The 14,364-nt window shown below is 42.3% G+C and carries 14 protein-coding genes and 1 pseudogene; 10 read left to right on the top strand and 5 right to left on the bottom strand.

Annotated elements, in window-relative coordinates:
• Positions 1-20: 20 nt before the first annotated feature.
• Positions 21-908: a LysR family transcriptional regulator gene (locus tag AB3329_RS02760; RefSeq protein WP_368394218.1), complete on the bottom strand. Its 888-nt coding sequence runs from the start codon at positions 906-908 to the stop codon at positions 21-23.
• Positions 909-1,014: 106 nt separating this feature from the next.
• Between AB3329_RS02760 and AB3329_RS02755 the strand changes: the two genes are divergently transcribed.
• From AB3329_RS02755 to AB3329_RS02730, 6 genes are all read left to right on the top strand, one after another.
• Complete coding sequence (locus tag AB3329_RS02755; protein ID WP_368394217.1) at positions 1,015-1,386, top strand: nuclear transport factor 2 family protein; 372 nt, start codon at positions 1,015-1,017, stop codon at positions 1,384-1,386.
• A gap of 20 nt (positions 1,387-1,406) precedes the next feature.
• Positions 1,407-1,850, top strand: coding sequence for a nuclear transport factor 2 family protein (locus AB3329_RS02750; RefSeq protein WP_368394216.1), 444 nt, complete (start codon positions 1,407-1,409; stop codon positions 1,848-1,850).
• A 340-nt stretch (positions 1,851-2,190) separates the two neighbouring features.
• Positions 2,191-2,778 (top strand): NAD(P)H-binding protein, encoded by a 588-nt coding sequence (locus AB3329_RS02745; protein WP_368394215.1) that lies wholly within the window; start codon positions 2,191-2,193, stop codon positions 2,776-2,778.
• A gap of 47 nt (positions 2,779-2,825) precedes the next feature.
• Positions 2,826-3,665, top strand: a complete 840-nt coding sequence (locus AB3329_RS02740) for an SDR family oxidoreductase (protein WP_368394214.1) — start codon at positions 2,826-2,828, stop codon at positions 3,663-3,665.
• 25 nt (positions 3,666-3,690) lie between these two features.
• On the top strand, positions 3,691-4,248 hold the full coding sequence (locus AB3329_RS02735) for a sugar O-acetyltransferase (RefSeq protein ID WP_368394213.1): 558 nt from the start codon (positions 3,691-3,693) through the stop codon (positions 4,246-4,248).
• Between the two features lie 50 nt (positions 4,249-4,298).
• Positions 4,299-5,258: an aldo/keto reductase gene (locus AB3329_RS02730; RefSeq protein WP_368394212.1), complete on the top strand. Its 960-nt coding sequence runs from the start codon at positions 4,299-4,301 to the stop codon at positions 5,256-5,258.
• A 139-nt stretch (positions 5,259-5,397) separates the two neighbouring features.
• Here the strand turns inward: AB3329_RS02730 and AB3329_RS02725 are convergent, their stop codons facing one another.
• The 3 genes from AB3329_RS02725 to AB3329_RS02715 all read right to left on the bottom strand — a co-directional run bounded on the left by AB3329_RS02725 (position 5,398) and on the right by AB3329_RS02715 (position 8,854).
• The gene (locus tag AB3329_RS02725; RefSeq protein ID WP_368394211.1) at positions 5,398-6,489 is read right to left on the bottom strand and encodes a hypothetical protein; all 1,092 of its coding nucleotides are present in this window, start codon (positions 6,487-6,489) and stop codon (positions 5,398-5,400) included.
• A gap of 117 nt (positions 6,490-6,606) precedes the next feature.
• Entirely contained in the window at positions 6,607-7,785 is a 1,179-nt protein-coding gene (locus AB3329_RS02720) for a low temperature requirement protein A (RefSeq protein ID WP_368394210.1), read from the bottom strand.
• A 169-nt stretch (positions 7,786-7,954) separates the two neighbouring features.
• Positions 7,955-8,854: a polysaccharide deacetylase family protein gene (locus tag AB3329_RS02715; protein ID WP_368394209.1), complete on the bottom strand. Its 900-nt coding sequence runs from the start codon at positions 8,852-8,854 to the stop codon at positions 7,955-7,957.
• A gap of 237 nt (positions 8,855-9,091) precedes the next feature.
• Between AB3329_RS02715 and AB3329_RS02710 the strand changes: the two genes are divergently transcribed.
• The 4 genes from AB3329_RS02710 to folE all read left to right on the top strand — a co-directional run bounded on the left by AB3329_RS02710 (position 9,092) and on the right by folE (position 13,604).
• Positions 9,092-10,378 (top strand): homoserine dehydrogenase, encoded by a 1,287-nt coding sequence (locus tag AB3329_RS02710; RefSeq protein ID WP_368394208.1) that lies wholly within the window; start codon positions 9,092-9,094, stop codon positions 10,376-10,378.
• A 1-nt stretch (position 10,379) separates the two neighbouring features.
• Positions 10,380-11,252, top strand: a complete 873-nt coding sequence (thrB, locus tag AB3329_RS02705) for a homoserine kinase (protein ID WP_368394207.1) — start codon at positions 10,380-10,382, stop codon at positions 11,250-11,252.
• A gap of 385 nt (positions 11,253-11,637) precedes the next feature.
• Positions 11,638-12,894 (top strand): bifunctional folylpolyglutamate synthase/dihydrofolate synthase, encoded by a 1,257-nt coding sequence (locus AB3329_RS02700; RefSeq protein WP_368394206.1) that lies wholly within the window; start codon positions 11,638-11,640, stop codon positions 12,892-12,894.
• A gap of 149 nt (positions 12,895-13,043) precedes the next feature.
• Positions 13,044-13,604 (top strand): GTP cyclohydrolase I FolE, encoded by a 561-nt coding sequence (folE, locus tag AB3329_RS02695; protein ID WP_368394205.1) that lies wholly within the window; start codon positions 13,044-13,046, stop codon positions 13,602-13,604.
• A 72-nt stretch (positions 13,605-13,676) separates the two neighbouring features.
• Here the strand turns inward: folE and AB3329_RS02690 are convergent.
• Positions 13,677-14,364: pseudogene (locus AB3329_RS02690) on the bottom strand (hypothetical protein); the annotation flags it as partial.

Raw genomic sequence — 14,364 nt, 5'->3', positions numbered from 1 at the left:
TTAAAAGAGGAGAGCAAATATTATAAATGCAGCTGAGTTTTATCATAAAGATCTTGCAAGATATCAATGAGGACTTTGATGCTGGCTGAATAACTGTCCTTATGGATACAAAGAACGAAGTCGAAATGCTCGGGGCAGTCAAAAGGGATCCAGCTGAAGGCACCGCTGTGATCATTTAGATAGCCAGGCGATAAGCAGATCGCTTTATCGCTGGCTACTTGAATCAAAGTAAAATCATGGGTCGGGCTGTTATAGTAGCTGATGGGAACTTGTGACAGCACACGCTGCTGTACCTGACGCAGTGTTTTTGAAGATCCGCCGTTTATCAGGAGTGTTCGATGGGCTAAGTCTTTACTGGCAACATGGCTTTTTTGCGCTAAGGGATCCTTATTTTGGCAAAGCAGATAGATGTGGCTGGTATATAAAGGATAGGCAGTGATACCAGTCAGTTTTTCGGCTTCTTCTTTAGGCAGCAGAATCATATCTAATTCTTTCTGGATAAAAGCAGTTATGGAGTCATTCGGTGCCTGTATTTCAGGAACGATTTGGACAGTGGGCTGTTTTTCCTCGAATTCTTTGATCGCTTGAGGGAGCAGGTAAAGAGCTGAACGTGAAGCAAAACCAATCTTAATAGAATTTTTGTACTTCTCGCCCATATTCTGAGCCTGTTCTATAGCTAACTGCCACTCAACAGAAATGCGCTGCAGGGAGCTTACCAGCTGTTGACCGGCAGGTGTCAGCCGAATACTTTTCCCGATTCGCTCGAAAATTAAAAAGCCGACCTCTTCTTCAATAACTTTAATCTGATAGGACAAAGATGGCTGTGAGATAAATAGGTTTTCAGCAGCTCGGCTTAAATTAAGTGTTTTAGCCGTTTCAATAAGGTATTCTACTTGTTTGATATTCATAAGCTTCTCTTATAAAAATATTTTATAAATAATAGGAATTATGTATTGGACAGTTTTATTATACGACATTATAATGGAAGTATCAAGTGAAGAGATAGGAGAAAAGATGTCTGACCAAGAACTGTTAAAAAACCTTTACCGTCAAGTCAATCAGGCGATGGTTGCCAAAGATACGGCTGCTTTAAGAGAGCTTCTGCAGCCCGATACCGTTTTAGTCCATATGTCCGGCTATATCCAGCCCGTCGCAGAATGGCTAAGTCAGATTGAGACTGGAGAAATGGTTTACTATTCTTGGAAAGAAGAAGCTATCAAAAACTTGGTTATCGACGGCAATAAGGCGAGCTTAATAGGGCAGAGCCGTGTTAAAGCTAAAGTTTGGGGGAGCGGTCCTCATACTTGGCCTTTGCAGATTAAAATGTTTTTTGAAAAAGTTGGAGAGAACTGGAAAATTACAAAACAGATCGCTTCAACTTATTAAAGAAAATGGAGGATATACAGATGACAATGACAGCAGCAGAAGAATTAGCAGATCGGTCAGAGCTGAAATTGTTAGTCGATCGCTATGCAAATGAGTCCGATAAAGACAATCAGGATTATTATGTTAATATTTTCACTCCTGACTGTCAGGTCCGTGTTTACTTTAATAATGAGGTGGGCATGGAATTTGATAATGTTCAGGATTTGATTGCAGCCTATAAAAGTTTTGGTGCAGCCAAAGAGGCCTTGCATATTAACGGACAGCAAGTGGTTGAATTTCAAGATGCAGAACATGCTACAGGAGTGTGCTATGGCTTGGCTCATCTGGTTAATGAAGAAGACGGAGCAGACAAAATAACAACACACGGCATTCGCTACTATGATAGCTATGTTAAACAAAACGGGAAATGGCTGATTGCTGAACGCGATCAATACTTTGTTTTTTCAAAAACTGAAGATTTATAAAAAGCGACAGTCGTTTAAGGCTGTCAGCAGCCATTCACGGCCTTTGTATCTTGTTGGAACTGAACACGGCCTAAACGCTGCGGGAAAAAGATGTCCTGACTTAGAATCTGGCGATTCGTCAGTCAGTCCCCTATTTTCCTTTTGCGTTTTTCACGGCCTTTGTATCTTGTTAATTGAACATGGCCTAAGCTCTTTGCAAAAAAGATATCCCTCCCTCGAGTCTTTAGTGACTCATCGGTCAGGCTCCTATTTTTGCTGTGAGCTTTAAACGGCCTTTGTATCTTGTTAATTGAACATGGCCTAGGTTTTCTTTCTTATCTTAATCAAATGGAGGTATTTTATGGCTAAGAATGTATTAATTATTGGCGCGACAGGTTCTTTAGGTCGTGCGCTTACACAAACGCTTCTTGAGGAAACAGATGCACAGTTGACACTGTTTTCGCGCTCAGCAGATCGTATCCCTGCAGATGATGCACGGGTAAAAAAGATTTCAGCAAGTGTTTTCGATGCGGCTGAATTAAAACAAGCAGTGGCTGATCAAGATGTGATTTTTGCGGCTCTTTCCGGAGATTTGCCTGCAATGGCACAAGCAATTATCGAAGCGACAGGTAACAGTGCAGAACAAAGGCTGGTTTTTGTCAGCTCTTATGGGATTTACGGAGAATTACCGGGACAAAATGGACGGGTGGATCCAGTCCTTCGCTCCTACCGTCAGGCTGCTGACCTTGTAGAAGCTTCTCATCTGGATTATACGATTCTTCGTCCGGGCTGGTTTGATAACAGCAGTGATCTCAGTTATGAACTGTTTCCAAAAGGAGAGACGATTTACGGCAATAGCATCTCGCGGCGGGCAATTGCTCAGTGTGTGAAAACAATTGTTGAAGATCCGACTTTGCACAGTCGGGCGAATTTGGGAATTGTTCGTTAAAAAAGCGGGGTTTATATTCAATAGAGATAAAGAAAAGGGTTATCAAAGTGGTAAAGGACGTTTTATTAGTAGTTGGAGCTGGTCAGATTTCTATGGCTATTGCCCGGCGTATCGGCTATGGTAAGAAAATTATTGTCGGAGATAGATCTGATGAAAATGCCCAAACTGTAACGCAAATTATGGTAGAAGCCGGATTTGATGCTGAAAAATTTATAGTAGATTTATCTTCCCGCCAATCGATTCAGGCTTATATTGCCTTTGCAAAGACCTTTGGTCCAGTCAAATACCTTGTTAATGGTGCCGGGGTATCCCCGTCTCAAGCTTCGGTTGAAACAGTTTTTAATGTTGATTTGTATGGTACGGCTGTTTTGCTGGAAGAAGTGGGGCAAGTAATTGCTGAAGGCGGTGCCGGAGTTACAATCTCAAGTCAGTCTGGTTTTCGCATGCCGGCTTTGACACAAGAGCAGGACCGCGCTCTAGCTATGACAGAGCCTGAAAAATTATTGAGTCTGGATTTTTTACAGCCGGATCGGGTCAGAGATTCTCTTCATGCTTATCAGCTGGCTAAGCGGGCAAATGAGAAGCGTACAATGTATGAAGCCGTAAGATGGGGAGAACGCGGCGCCAGAATCAATGCTATTGCACCGGGTATTATAGTGACACCCTTAGCTTTAGATGAATTTAATGGTGTTCGCGGTGATTTTTATAAAAATATGTTTGCGAAATCTCCTGCAGGCCGTCCCGGGACAGCAGATGAGATTGCTGATATCGCTGAACTTGTGATGAGCGAGCGGGCACAGTTTATCACTGGTTCTACCTTCCTGGCTGATGGCGGTGCAACTGCTTCTTATTTTTACGGACCTCTGCAGCCGGAAACCAAAGATTAGTGACGTTAACAAGTGAGGGCTCAATATGGATATTTTCCAAAGAATGCATCAGGGAGAATGGATTAACCGTTTGACTGATGAAGACTATAAGACGGTAGCGGCTGAAGAAATGGCCAGAAGCCGGAAACTCTGTTTTCAGCTCAATCAGACCCCGCCGGGTGATTCAAATGAGCGTCAGCTATTAGATCAATTATTTGAGGGAAGGCTGCCGTCCACTTCAACTATTTTAACGCCCATGCAGATTGACCGCGCCAAAACTATGACAATTGGCGAGCATGTCTTTATCAATCATGGTTTAACTTGTATGAGTTCAGGCGGCATAACCATAGAAGACAATGTTATGATTGGTCCTGAGGCTGCACTTATTACAGCCAATCATGATTTCCAAAACTTAGATGTTCTGCAGTTTAAACCTATTCATATAGAAAAAGGTGCTTGGATTGGAGCTAGGAGTATTATTTTACCAGGAGTGACTGTAGGCGAAGGAAGTGTTGTGGCTTCTGGTGCAGTAGTGACCAAAGATGTTCCTGCTAAAACGATTGTAGGCGGCAGCCCTGCTAAAAAAATTAAAATGGTTGATTAAAAGAACAGCTGTTTTGAACATTTGATATCATTAAGAAAGTAGGTAGTGCTATGACAAAACGGCAGTTAGGAAAAGATTTCGAAGTGTCCGCTATTGGTTTTGGGATTATGGGGATGGATCACGCTTATGGTGCGCCAAAAGACAGAAAAGAAATGATAAAACTGATTCATCAGGCATTTGACTTGGGTTGTTATTTTTTTGATACGGCTCCTGTTTATGGTGAGGCTAATGAAATCCTGCTTGGTCAGGCTATAAAGGGGCATCCGGATGCTGTTATTGCCACTAAATTCGGGATTACCGGAATGACAGCTGTTAATGGTCTTATTAAGCAGGAATTTAACAGTTCACCTGAATCCATCAGACGGCAGGTTGAAGATTCCTTACGTCGTTTGGAGGTAGAGAGTATTGATCTGTATTATCAGCATCGTATCGATCCTGCTGTCGAACCTGAAATCGTTGCTGATACTATGGGACAGCTAATTAAAGAGGGTAAAATCAAACATTGGGGAACGTCTAATGCTCCAATTGATTATGTCAGAAGAGCACATGCAGTCACCCCGATAACAGCGATGGAGAATCAATACTCAATGGTTTACAGAAGCCCGGAAAAAGATGTGTTCCCTCTCTGTGAGGAGCTGGAGATTGGCTTTGTAGCTTACAGTCCGCTGGGGAATGGTTTTTTATCTGGAAGATATAGTGCAGAGACAGTATTTGAAGATGGTGATTTTCGAAATACAATGGGACGGTTTAAGACTGAAGTCCTTGCCAAAAATCAAGTATTGTTAGATTTCTTAAAGGATTTTGCCGGCCAGAAACATCTGACTCCTGCCCAGCTTGTTTTAGCTTGGGAATTGGGACAGAAAAACTACATTGTCCCTATTCCGGGAACAACAAAAAGCCATCGGTTGAAAGAAAATTTAGCTGCTATGTCAGTTCAATTGACTGATGCTGAGATGGCAGAAATTAATCAAGCTTTAGACACTTTTGAAATTGATGAAACGCATTTTTAAATCAGAAAATGAAGAAAGCTTATAAAATGGGGGTTCCTATCACACTGCTTATCAATCCTAGGTGTTTTGCGGCTTTGTATTTTTTAGTAAAAGGGCAGCAGGTGCTTTTCCTGCTGCCCTTTTACTTGTCAAAATGTCATTATGATAGAACTGATGAAAAATCAAATTTAAGGATTCGGTCGACAAGGACAATGTTCCAATTGTCACGGTAGGCTGACGCGGAAGATTCAAATAAGGCATAAAGTCTGTTTCCGTCTGCCCAAGTTTGTTCCAGATAAGGAGGGGCAGCCACTTTTAACAGCGCCTTTTCCTCTTTTAAATGATCAAGTTTGTCCAGTCCAGGATTTTTATAAATAAGGAGCTGTGAATCTGTTTTGCCGTAAGATTGAGAAAAGATGATTTTATCCTTATAAAAAGTAATGCCCTGTACCTTTTTGGGAATGGAGATAGTTTTGGCGGCAAGGCTGGTATCATAACTGTCTAAGTCGGTTTCAAGGGGCAGTCCCTCACTGTCTAAGTTATAATAGCTAAGGTGGCCGGATTTTTGTTTGTCAAAGTAACCGACAAACAGCTTATTTTGGTAAAGTGTCATAAAAGAAGAACGCTTGATACCAGCTAAGTCAAACTTATATTCATAAGGAAGTGTTTTCTGGTTTTTGTCAAAGTCATACTGCTTAATATCCGACAGCGGCAGAGCAGCAACAACTGAATGGCTCCAGCCTTTTTCTGTACTGGTAAGCCAGAGACGCTGATGACTGGAATCATAAGCCAAACCACCGACATGGTCTGTTCCCTCGAGGACAATTGTTTTGACAAATTTACGATTGCTCTTGTTAATGATCCAAAGAACAGAGTGAAAGGTTTTACTTTTACTGTAAGCTGAAATAATCAGATAGTCTTCTGCGACAGTTAAACCCTGGGGGGTCATATCGAGCGCATAGCCGATTTTTCCCTTTTTTTTGCCTTTGGCATAAATATTTTTTGCTCTGATAAGGCCGGGTACAGCATAACTGCGGGGTTTATCAGCGCTGAGGAAGGGAGTAAGCTGAGGGTAACGAGCGTTTAATTCACTTAAAAACGATTCAGAGCTTTGAATCGCTGAATCAACATTGGTACCATTTTTGATTTTTAAATCCTGAAGTTCCAATACGAAATAATTCTGGTAAAGAGAATAACCGCCTGCAAATAAGATGAAAAGGGATATAATTAAAGTGATTAGTTTTTTCTTCATAGATAATTACCTGTCTGTTTCCTGTAAAATAGCTTTGAGCACAGAAAAAGACAGTCTTTCTTTTGATTCAAGTGGACTGGTATGATAGACCATCTGAGCTAAATAGATTTATCAGACTTACTTTCTCTCTTTATTGTGATGGCGCATTTCCTTAAGAAAGCTTTGGCGCGGATCAGGATGCGGGATATTATACTGTTCACGTGCCTTTCTTCTGGCAAGCATTGTGATATGTGACATATAATAATTAAGAATCACTAGAAATAAGGCAATCAGGGCAAGCTGTGTTCTAAAAACAGCCATCAGGCTGCAGCAGACAACGGCTGCCAAAGCGGAATGCAAAACGGTTTCTTTTCTCAGCCTGTAAAGCGGCTTGTTATAGTAGTTGGTCAGCCCGATCCCCAAATAGTAGAGAATGATAGCTGAAATCAGAAAAGTTAGGCCATGAGCTCTATGATGGGAATCAGCCAGAAATTCCATACCGACTGTAAAAAAATTAACCCCAATAATAATGATGATGTGGGCATAAAGCAAAAAACCTCCTGAGGCATTTTGACGGTGTTCAAGATTTAGATAAGTCTGAGACATATAAGCCATGAAGGCCAAAGATATGCCAAGAAAGAACAGCATACCGGTGAGCGGCACCTGCATCATCGGATAATGGTTGACAATAGCAATAACAGCCTCTCCGAAGGTTAAAATAGTTAGGAGCTGTGCACGTTCTACCAGATGAGGAAAATTAGTGCGCAGTTTTCCGCTTTGCGGCTGATTGAAAAAAGGCAGTATGATTGGAATAAGATAGACAATGGACATGGAAAAAGGACTAGCAGGCAGAAGCTGAAAAACAAAAGGGAGGACACTGAGAGCATAAATAAGATTATTGGCAATGCTCTTTTTGATTTCCTTATCAAAACCGAGAAGCCCTCCTTTAAGAGCATACTGCAGTGCGATAACAGCATATATGCCAAAAAGCAAAGCATTAAAGACAGTGACTTGACTGGCCGTAATCGTTTCAACCTCAAAATCAAAATATAAGGAGAGATTGCCAATAAAATACATGAGAGGAATGATAGTGTAAATGTCAATCCTTCTGGCATCTCCATACTGATTGAAGAAATAGACTTCATTGATCCAAATGCTTAATAGGATAATATTGGTAAAAATAAAAGAAATGACAGACGAAGCGGTCAGATGCTGGATATGGTAAAGGTTGCTGTTTAATTGTCCCATAGCAATAACAAAAGCTAAATCGAAAAAAAGTTCATAATTGGAAACCCGTTTGGCTTTAATAGAAACCATCCTTACCCTCCTCTGAAATAAGATATAAAGTCATTTTGGTTTAAAATATTATACAGGAGTTTTTAGCAATTTTCAATGCAGCAGCACTCGGGCTGATCTGCCCAAGAGAAGATGGCATTTTTATCTTAAACAGGCAGTCAAAAAAGGATGGCTCTTTGGCCGTCCTTTTTTAGACTGGCTCAATTGTCTGAAGCAGATTCTCTGCAGTCGTTGAAGGAAGAATACGGATACGTTTGAGAGAAAGTAAACCGTCGTCTGAGGAAGCCAGGCCTTCATTGGTTGTGACGCCTAATTTGTAAGATTGGGCGGCCTTATCGAGCGTCAGCGGGCTATATTTTCCGGAAGGGTAGGCAATTGCTATGGTATCTTGAGAGAGTGCCCGGTCAAGATAGGTTTTAGCTTCGGTCAGTTCACTGGACTGTTTTTCCGGGCTGCTGGCAGCCAGATTGGGATGGCTGGCAGTATGAGATTGAAAGGACATACCGTTTTCTTTCATTTCCAGCATTTGTTCCAAAGTTAAATTGGCAGGATATTCTTTAGCGACATAATCTGTGATGACATTATTTGTTGCTTTAGCCTGATACTTTTTCAAGATGGGATAGGCAACAGTATAAAAATCAGCATTGCCGTCATCAAAGGTCAGCCAGACAATTTTTTTATTATTATTAGGCAGACTGTTTTCTGTCAGAGCTTTATGAGCTTCTTCCGGACTTAGAAAATAGTAGCCCTTTTCTGAGAGCTGTTTAATATGTTCTTCAAAGACCTGAGGGTCAACAATCAAATTGGCATTGGCTGCCTCAGATGCATCCATGACATGAACTGCATGGTACATTAAAATGGGAAGAGCAATTTTTTCTGCTTGAGGGACCCAGTTGGTAGCAGATTTTTCCTTGTCTGTCTTTTGTTCTGTTGTATTTTCAGAAGCAGTGTAGCTGCTGGAAGCTGATGAATCTTTTGGCTGATTGCTGAACTTTTGTGTTTTAAGAGTAAAAATCAGCATGGCAAAAGCAAAGCAGCAAAGACTGATTAGGACAATATTGAGAATAAGCCAAATCTTCTTTTTTTCCATACGAAACTCCTTAGATGATGATTCTTGCAACAGTTATTTGCTTTCATTTTATCATTTAGAGCGGCAGATCGCACTCATTTCAGCAAAAAACAGAGAAAAAACAGACAGTAAAAGCCAAATCTGGATAAGTGATTTCAGTTGTCAATTATTTAGTAAATTTGCTATAATATTACCGATAATGAGCAGATAACATAGGATATGTTAATGCTTAAAACTTAAGAATTAAAGGAGTGACACATGGCTGTTAAGATTGGTCTGCTTGGTTTTGGAACGGTTGCCAGCGGGATTCCTTTTTTGTTGAAGGAAAATGACGAAAAAATTACGGCAGCAGCGAAGGACAGGATTGAGATTGCCAAAGTTCTCGTTAAGGATGATGAGGAAAAAAACCGTCTGTTTGCTGTTGGCAATGATTATCATTTTGTTACAGATGTTGATGCTATTATCAAGGATCCGGATATCTCTATAGTAGTAGAGCTGATGGGGCGTATAGAGCCCGCTAGGACTTTTATTGAAGCGGCGCTTGCAGCCGGCAAGCATGTCGTTTCAGCTAATAAGGACCTTTTGGCTGTGCACGGTGCTGAACTGCTGGCTGTTGCAAAAGAACATCGGGCCGCTCTTTATTATGAGGCAGCTGTCGCTGGAGGGATTCCCATCTTGCGGACCTTGGCCAATTCGCTGACGTCAGATAAAATTACCCGTATTCTGGGGGTTCTGAATGGGACGTCTAATTTTATGATGACCCAGATGGTAGATGAGGGCTGGACTTATGAAGCTGCTTTAGCGAAAGCTCAGGAACTGGGGTATGCAGAGAGTGATCCGACAAACGATGTTGAAGGGATTGATGCTGCCTATAAAGCTGTTCTGCTCAGTCAGTTTGGTTTTGGTATGACGATTGATTTTGATCAGGTCTTGCATCAGGGGATTTCGACCATTACGCCGGACGATGTTGCAGTTGCTCAAGAATTGGGCTATGTGATTAAATTGGTGGGAGATATCCGGGAAACGCTGTCAGGCATTGCTGCAGAAGTTTCTCCGACTTTCTTGCCCAAAGAACACCCGCTTGCCAGTGTTAACGGTGTTATGAATGCTGTTTTTGTTGAATCAATAGGCATCGGTGAGTCTATGTATTATGGTCCGGGTGCAGGGCAGAAGCCGACTGCAACCTCTGTTGTAGCAGACATTATTCGGATTGCCCGCAGGCTTCATGACGGCAATGTCGGCAAATCCTTCAATGAGTTTGTACGAGAAACACAGATAGCTCATCCTTCTGATGTCAAATCGGCCTATTATTTTGCTATCAGTACACCGGATAAGAGAGGCCAGCTTCTTCGCTTAGCGCAAATCTTCAATTCAGAAGCCATTTCCTTTGGTCAGGTGCTGCAGCAGAGAGCCAACGGTGATACAGCGCGTGTTGTGATTATTACCCATTCTCTGAGCAGAACCCAACTCTCCAATGTGCTTGAAAAGCTTGAGGAAGTAGCAGACTTTGAAGTACTTAATACCTTCAAGGTATTGGGAGAATGATATGAAAATTACTGTACCAGCGACCAGCGCTAATTTGGGCCCGGGCTTTGATTCAGTCGGAATAGCTCTTTCTAAGTATTTATCGGTTGAAATTTTAGGGGCAGCTGCTTCTTGGGAAATTATTCATGATTTGGGAGAAAGTATCCCGACTGATGAAAGCAACCTTCTAATTGCGACTGCCTTAAAAGTAAAAGGCGACCTGCCGCCTCAGCGTCTGAAAATGGATTCTGAAATTCCTCTGGCTCGCGGACTGGGCTCATCCAGTTCTGTTATTGTTGCAGGAATTGAACTGGCAAATCAGCTGGCCGGACTGCAGCTGACTGATGAAGAAAAACTTAAGATAGCTACTGAAATTGAAGGCCATCCTGACAATGTCGCACCGGCTATTTTTGGCAATCTGGTAATTGCCAGCTGCTTTGAAGGAACAGTCAGCAGTGTTGTGTCTGATTTTCCGGCAGATTGTTCCTTTATTGCTTTTATCCCTGATTACGAGCTAAAAACCAGCGAAAGCCGGCAGGTCCTCCCTCAGGAATTTTCTTATAAAGAAGCAGTTGCTGCCAGTTCAATCGCCAATCTTGCCCTAGCCGGTCTTTTAACTGGTGATTTGGTCAAAGCAGGCAAGGCTATTGAATCGGATTTATTTCATGAACGCTTTCGTCAGCCTTTAGTTAAAGAATTTGCACCGATTAAGAATCTAGGCCGAACAAAAGGGGCCTACGCCACTTATTTATCGGGTGCAGGCCCTACGGTTATGATGTTAGCCCCTAAAGAAAAAGAAGAGGCTCTTTATGCTGGTCTGCAGGCCTTAGGACTTAGAGGAGATACATTTATCCTGCAGGTTGACCAGCAAGGAGTTTCAGTGAAGCAGGACTGACGGCTCTGAACATCAGCCGACTAAACGGGGAATAACAGATTTTCTGACTGCTGAAGATATCGTCAATAATCAAGGAAGCAGTTCTATGTCTGCAATAAATACAAATGACAAAGTTGAGGCTGGGACAAGAGTCCTGCCTCGTTTCGCTTTTTAGACCTATGAGCTTGACGCAGCAGCTGATTGGAAGTTCTTATCCCTTGTCAGGAGCTAGGGATAGCATAGCTGTGCCAAGGTAGGACAACAAAATCGTTATTTTATGTTGATTTACTGATTTTTGTCCCGCTCTCAGCTTTTTTTACAAGTCACAAAGGTTCAAGCATGTTTGAGTTCCTTTGTCTCTTTACATACACGTTATAGCCATCTGACTGATCAAATAGGAGGGGAAATGAACTACCTTGAAGCTTTGAATTGGGTACAGTCCAAACTAAAATTCGGGATTAAACCGGGTTTGGAACGAATGGCCTGGATGTTGAATGAACTGGGGAATCCTCAGCACAATCTTGCAGCGGTGCATGTTGTTGGCACTAACGGTAAAGGCTCAACTGTCAGTTATCTGCAGCATATTTTCAGTTCAGCAGGTTACGATGTCGGCACCTTTACATCCCCCTATATCGTTGATTTTAGGGAACGTATCAGCTTAAACGGTCAGATGATTTCAAAAAAAGATTTTGTAGATTTGGTCCAAAAAATTAAACCTGTTGTTGACCGTCTGCCTTTAGAAACAACTCTGGAAGCAGCTACGGAGTTTGAAGTGATTACCCTGCTGATGTTTGAATATTTTGGCCATGTGCATCCTGTTGATATTGCTTTTATTGAAGCAGGTCTTGGCGGTCAGTACGATTCGACTAATGTTTTTAAGGCTTTGGCGGTTATCTGCCCGTCTATCGGTCTGGATCACCAAGCTGTTTTAGGCGGCACACACAGAGAGATAGCAGAACAGAAAGTCGGTGTGCTCAAAGATCAGGTCCCTTTTATTTTTGCTGCCGACCGTGATGATGTCAAAACCGTTTTCTATCAGAAGGCAAGACGGACTGGCAGCCCGGTTTATCAGGCCGGTAAAGATTTTTACAGCATTTGGCAGGGGGATTCTTTTTCCTATCGGGGATTATCTGTGGAGCTCAGCCATATTCGTCTTAAACTTCCCGGACGCCACCAAGCTCTTAATGCCAGCCTTGCTATAACAGCCGCTGTCCTACTGCAAAAACGCTATCCAAAGATTACCTTAACTGTTATTAAGACAGCCTTGATGCAAACCGACTGGGCCGGACGAACAGAATTTATTTTCCCCAATCTTTTACTTGATGGGGCCCATAATCTTGAGAGCATGACTGCTTTAATCGATGTTCTTAAAGACTTTTCAGATCAAAAAATTCATATTTTATTTGCGGCTATCAATGATAAGCCTGTCGCAGAGATGTTGGATCTCCTTGATCAGGCAGGGACTGTAGGGGTCACTCAATTTGATTACCCTAAAGCGCTGGCCTTAAGCGATTATCCGACAAAGTATTCTCGAGTTGCGGATTGGCGCTTGTGGCTGCAGATGATTAAGAAGCAAAGCAAAGATGATTTTTACCTTGTTACCGGCTCTCTTTATTTTATTTCCCAAGTCCGCCGACAGCTTTTGTCAACTGCGTCTATTTAAGTTATAATAGTATGGTAATGGCTGAAATAAAAAACTGATTGACAAAAGCACAGCTTTTCTTCACCGAATGCAGTGACATTCGGATGTTTTTGCCTTAACTGTCATCGGTATTTTCGGTCTTTATCAATAAGAATAAATGAGAGAAAGTCATGATAAATCAAGAAAAAGTGGAAGAAGCTGTCTATCAGCTGCTGCAGGCTTTGGGCGAAAATCCTGAACGTGAAGGGTTATCAGAAACACCAAGACGTGTTGCTAAAATGTATCAAGAAGTATTTGCAGGGATAAATGAGGATCCTAAAAACCAATTTACAGCTGTTTTTGCTGAAGACCACGAGGAAATCGTTATGGTTAAGGATATTCCTTTTTACTCGATGTGCGAACATCACTTGCTTCCTTTTTACGGGACAGCTCATGTGGCTTATCTGCCTGAACAAGGGCGGATAACCGGTCTGAGTAAACTGGCTCGGGCTGTAGAAATGGCCGGTAAGCGTCCCCAGCTTCAGGAGCGTTTGACAGAGCAAATCGCTTCAGCCCTTGATGATGCGCTCCAGCCTCGAGGTGTTTTTGTCATGGTTGAAGCCGAGCACCTGTGCATGAGCATGCGCGGGATTAAAAAGCCCGGCAGTAAGACAGTAACTTTAGCAGCAAGAGGCCTTTTTCGGGAGGACTTTCAAAAACGTCAGGAACTCCTTTCTCTAATGCGGCAGTAAACCTTTCGTCTTGGCAGAGGTGCGTCTGCGAAATCAAAGATTTCGGACTTACCGTCATTTTTGCTGTGAGCTTTAAACGCCCTTTGTATCTTGGTGAACTGAACACGCCCTAAACGCTGCGGGAAAAAGATGTCCTGACTTAGAATCTAGCGATTCGTCAGTCAGTCCCCTATTTTCCTTTTGCGTTTTATACGGGCTTTGTATCTTATGAATTGAACACGCCCTAAACGCTGCGGGAAAAAGATGGCTGTCATCGTGATGCTTAGGCATCACTTGCCATCCCCTATTTTCATACGGATTTTTAAACGGGCTTTGTATCTTGTTAATTGAACACGCCCTAAACGCTGCGGGAAAAAGATGTCCTGACTTAGAATCTGGCGATTCGTCAGTCAGTCCCCTATTTTCCTTTTGCGTTTTATACGGGCTTTGTATCTTATGAATTGAACACGCCCTAAACGCTGCGGGAAAAAGATGTCCTGACTTAGAATCTAGCGATTCGTCAGTCAGTCCCCTATTTTCCTTTTGCGTTTTATACGGGCTTTGTATCTTATGAATTGAACACGCCCTAAACGCTGCGGGAAAAAGATGGCTGTCATCGTGATGCTTAGGCATCACTTGCCATCCCCTATTTTCATACGGATTTTTAAACGGGCTTTGTATCTTGTTAATTGAACACGCCCTAAACGCTGCGGGAAAAAGATGTCCTGACTTAGAATCTGGCGATTCGTCAGTCAGTCCCCTATTTTCCTTTTGCGTTTTA

This window comes from Streptococcus huangxiaojuni (assembly GCF_040930515.1).
Classification (GTDB): domain Bacteria; phylum Bacillota; class Bacilli; order Lactobacillales; family Streptococcaceae; genus Streptococcus; species Streptococcus huangxiaojuni.
This window is presented reverse-complemented; position numbering and strand designations above follow the sequence as displayed.

What these genes read in the sequence shown, in the direction of transcription:
- AB3329_RS02745 (WP_368394215.1), top strand. Translation starts at nt 2,191, where the DNA reads ATGGCTAAGAATGTATTAATTATTGGCGCGACAGGTTCTTTAGGTCGT.
- AB3329_RS02730 (WP_368394212.1), top strand. Translation starts at nt 4,299, where the DNA reads ATGACAAAACGGCAGTTAGGAAAAGATTTCGAAGTGTCCGCTATTGGT.
- AB3329_RS02700 (WP_368394206.1), top strand. Translation starts at nt 11,638, where the DNA reads ATGAACTACCTTGAAGCTTTGAATTGGGTACAGTCCAAACTAAAATTC.
- thrB (WP_368394207.1), top strand. Translation starts at nt 10,380, where the DNA reads ATGAAAATTACTGTACCAGCGACCAGCGCTAATTTGGGCCCGGGCTTT.
- AB3329_RS02710 (WP_368394208.1), top strand. Translation starts at nt 9,092, where the DNA reads ATGGCTGTTAAGATTGGTCTGCTTGGTTTTGGAACGGTTGCCAGCGGG.
- AB3329_RS02750 (WP_368394216.1), top strand. Translation starts at nt 1,407, where the DNA reads ATGACAATGACAGCAGCAGAAGAATTAGCAGATCGGTCAGAGCTGAAA.
- AB3329_RS02735 (WP_368394213.1), top strand. Translation starts at nt 3,691, where the DNA reads ATGGATATTTTCCAAAGAATGCATCAGGGAGAATGGATTAACCGTTTG.
- AB3329_RS02755 (WP_368394217.1), top strand. Translation starts at nt 1,015, where the DNA reads ATGTCTGACCAAGAACTGTTAAAAAACCTTTACCGTCAAGTCAATCAG.
- AB3329_RS02715 (WP_368394209.1), bottom strand. Translation starts at nt 8,854, where the DNA reads ATGGAAAAAAAGAAGATTTGGCTTATTCTCAATATTGTCCTAATCAGT.
- folE (WP_368394205.1), top strand. Translation starts at nt 13,044, where the DNA reads ATGATAAATCAAGAAAAAGTGGAAGAAGCTGTCTATCAGCTGCTGCAG.
- AB3329_RS02725 (WP_368394211.1), bottom strand. Translation starts at nt 6,489, where the DNA reads ATGAAGAAAAAACTAATCACTTTAATTATATCCCTTTTCATCTTATTT.
- AB3329_RS02760 (WP_368394218.1), bottom strand. Translation starts at nt 908, where the DNA reads ATGAATATCAAACAAGTAGAATACCTTATTGAAACGGCTAAAACACTT.
- AB3329_RS02720 (WP_368394210.1), bottom strand. Translation starts at nt 7,785, where the DNA reads ATGGTTTCTATTAAAGCCAAACGGGTTTCCAATTATGAACTTTTTTTC.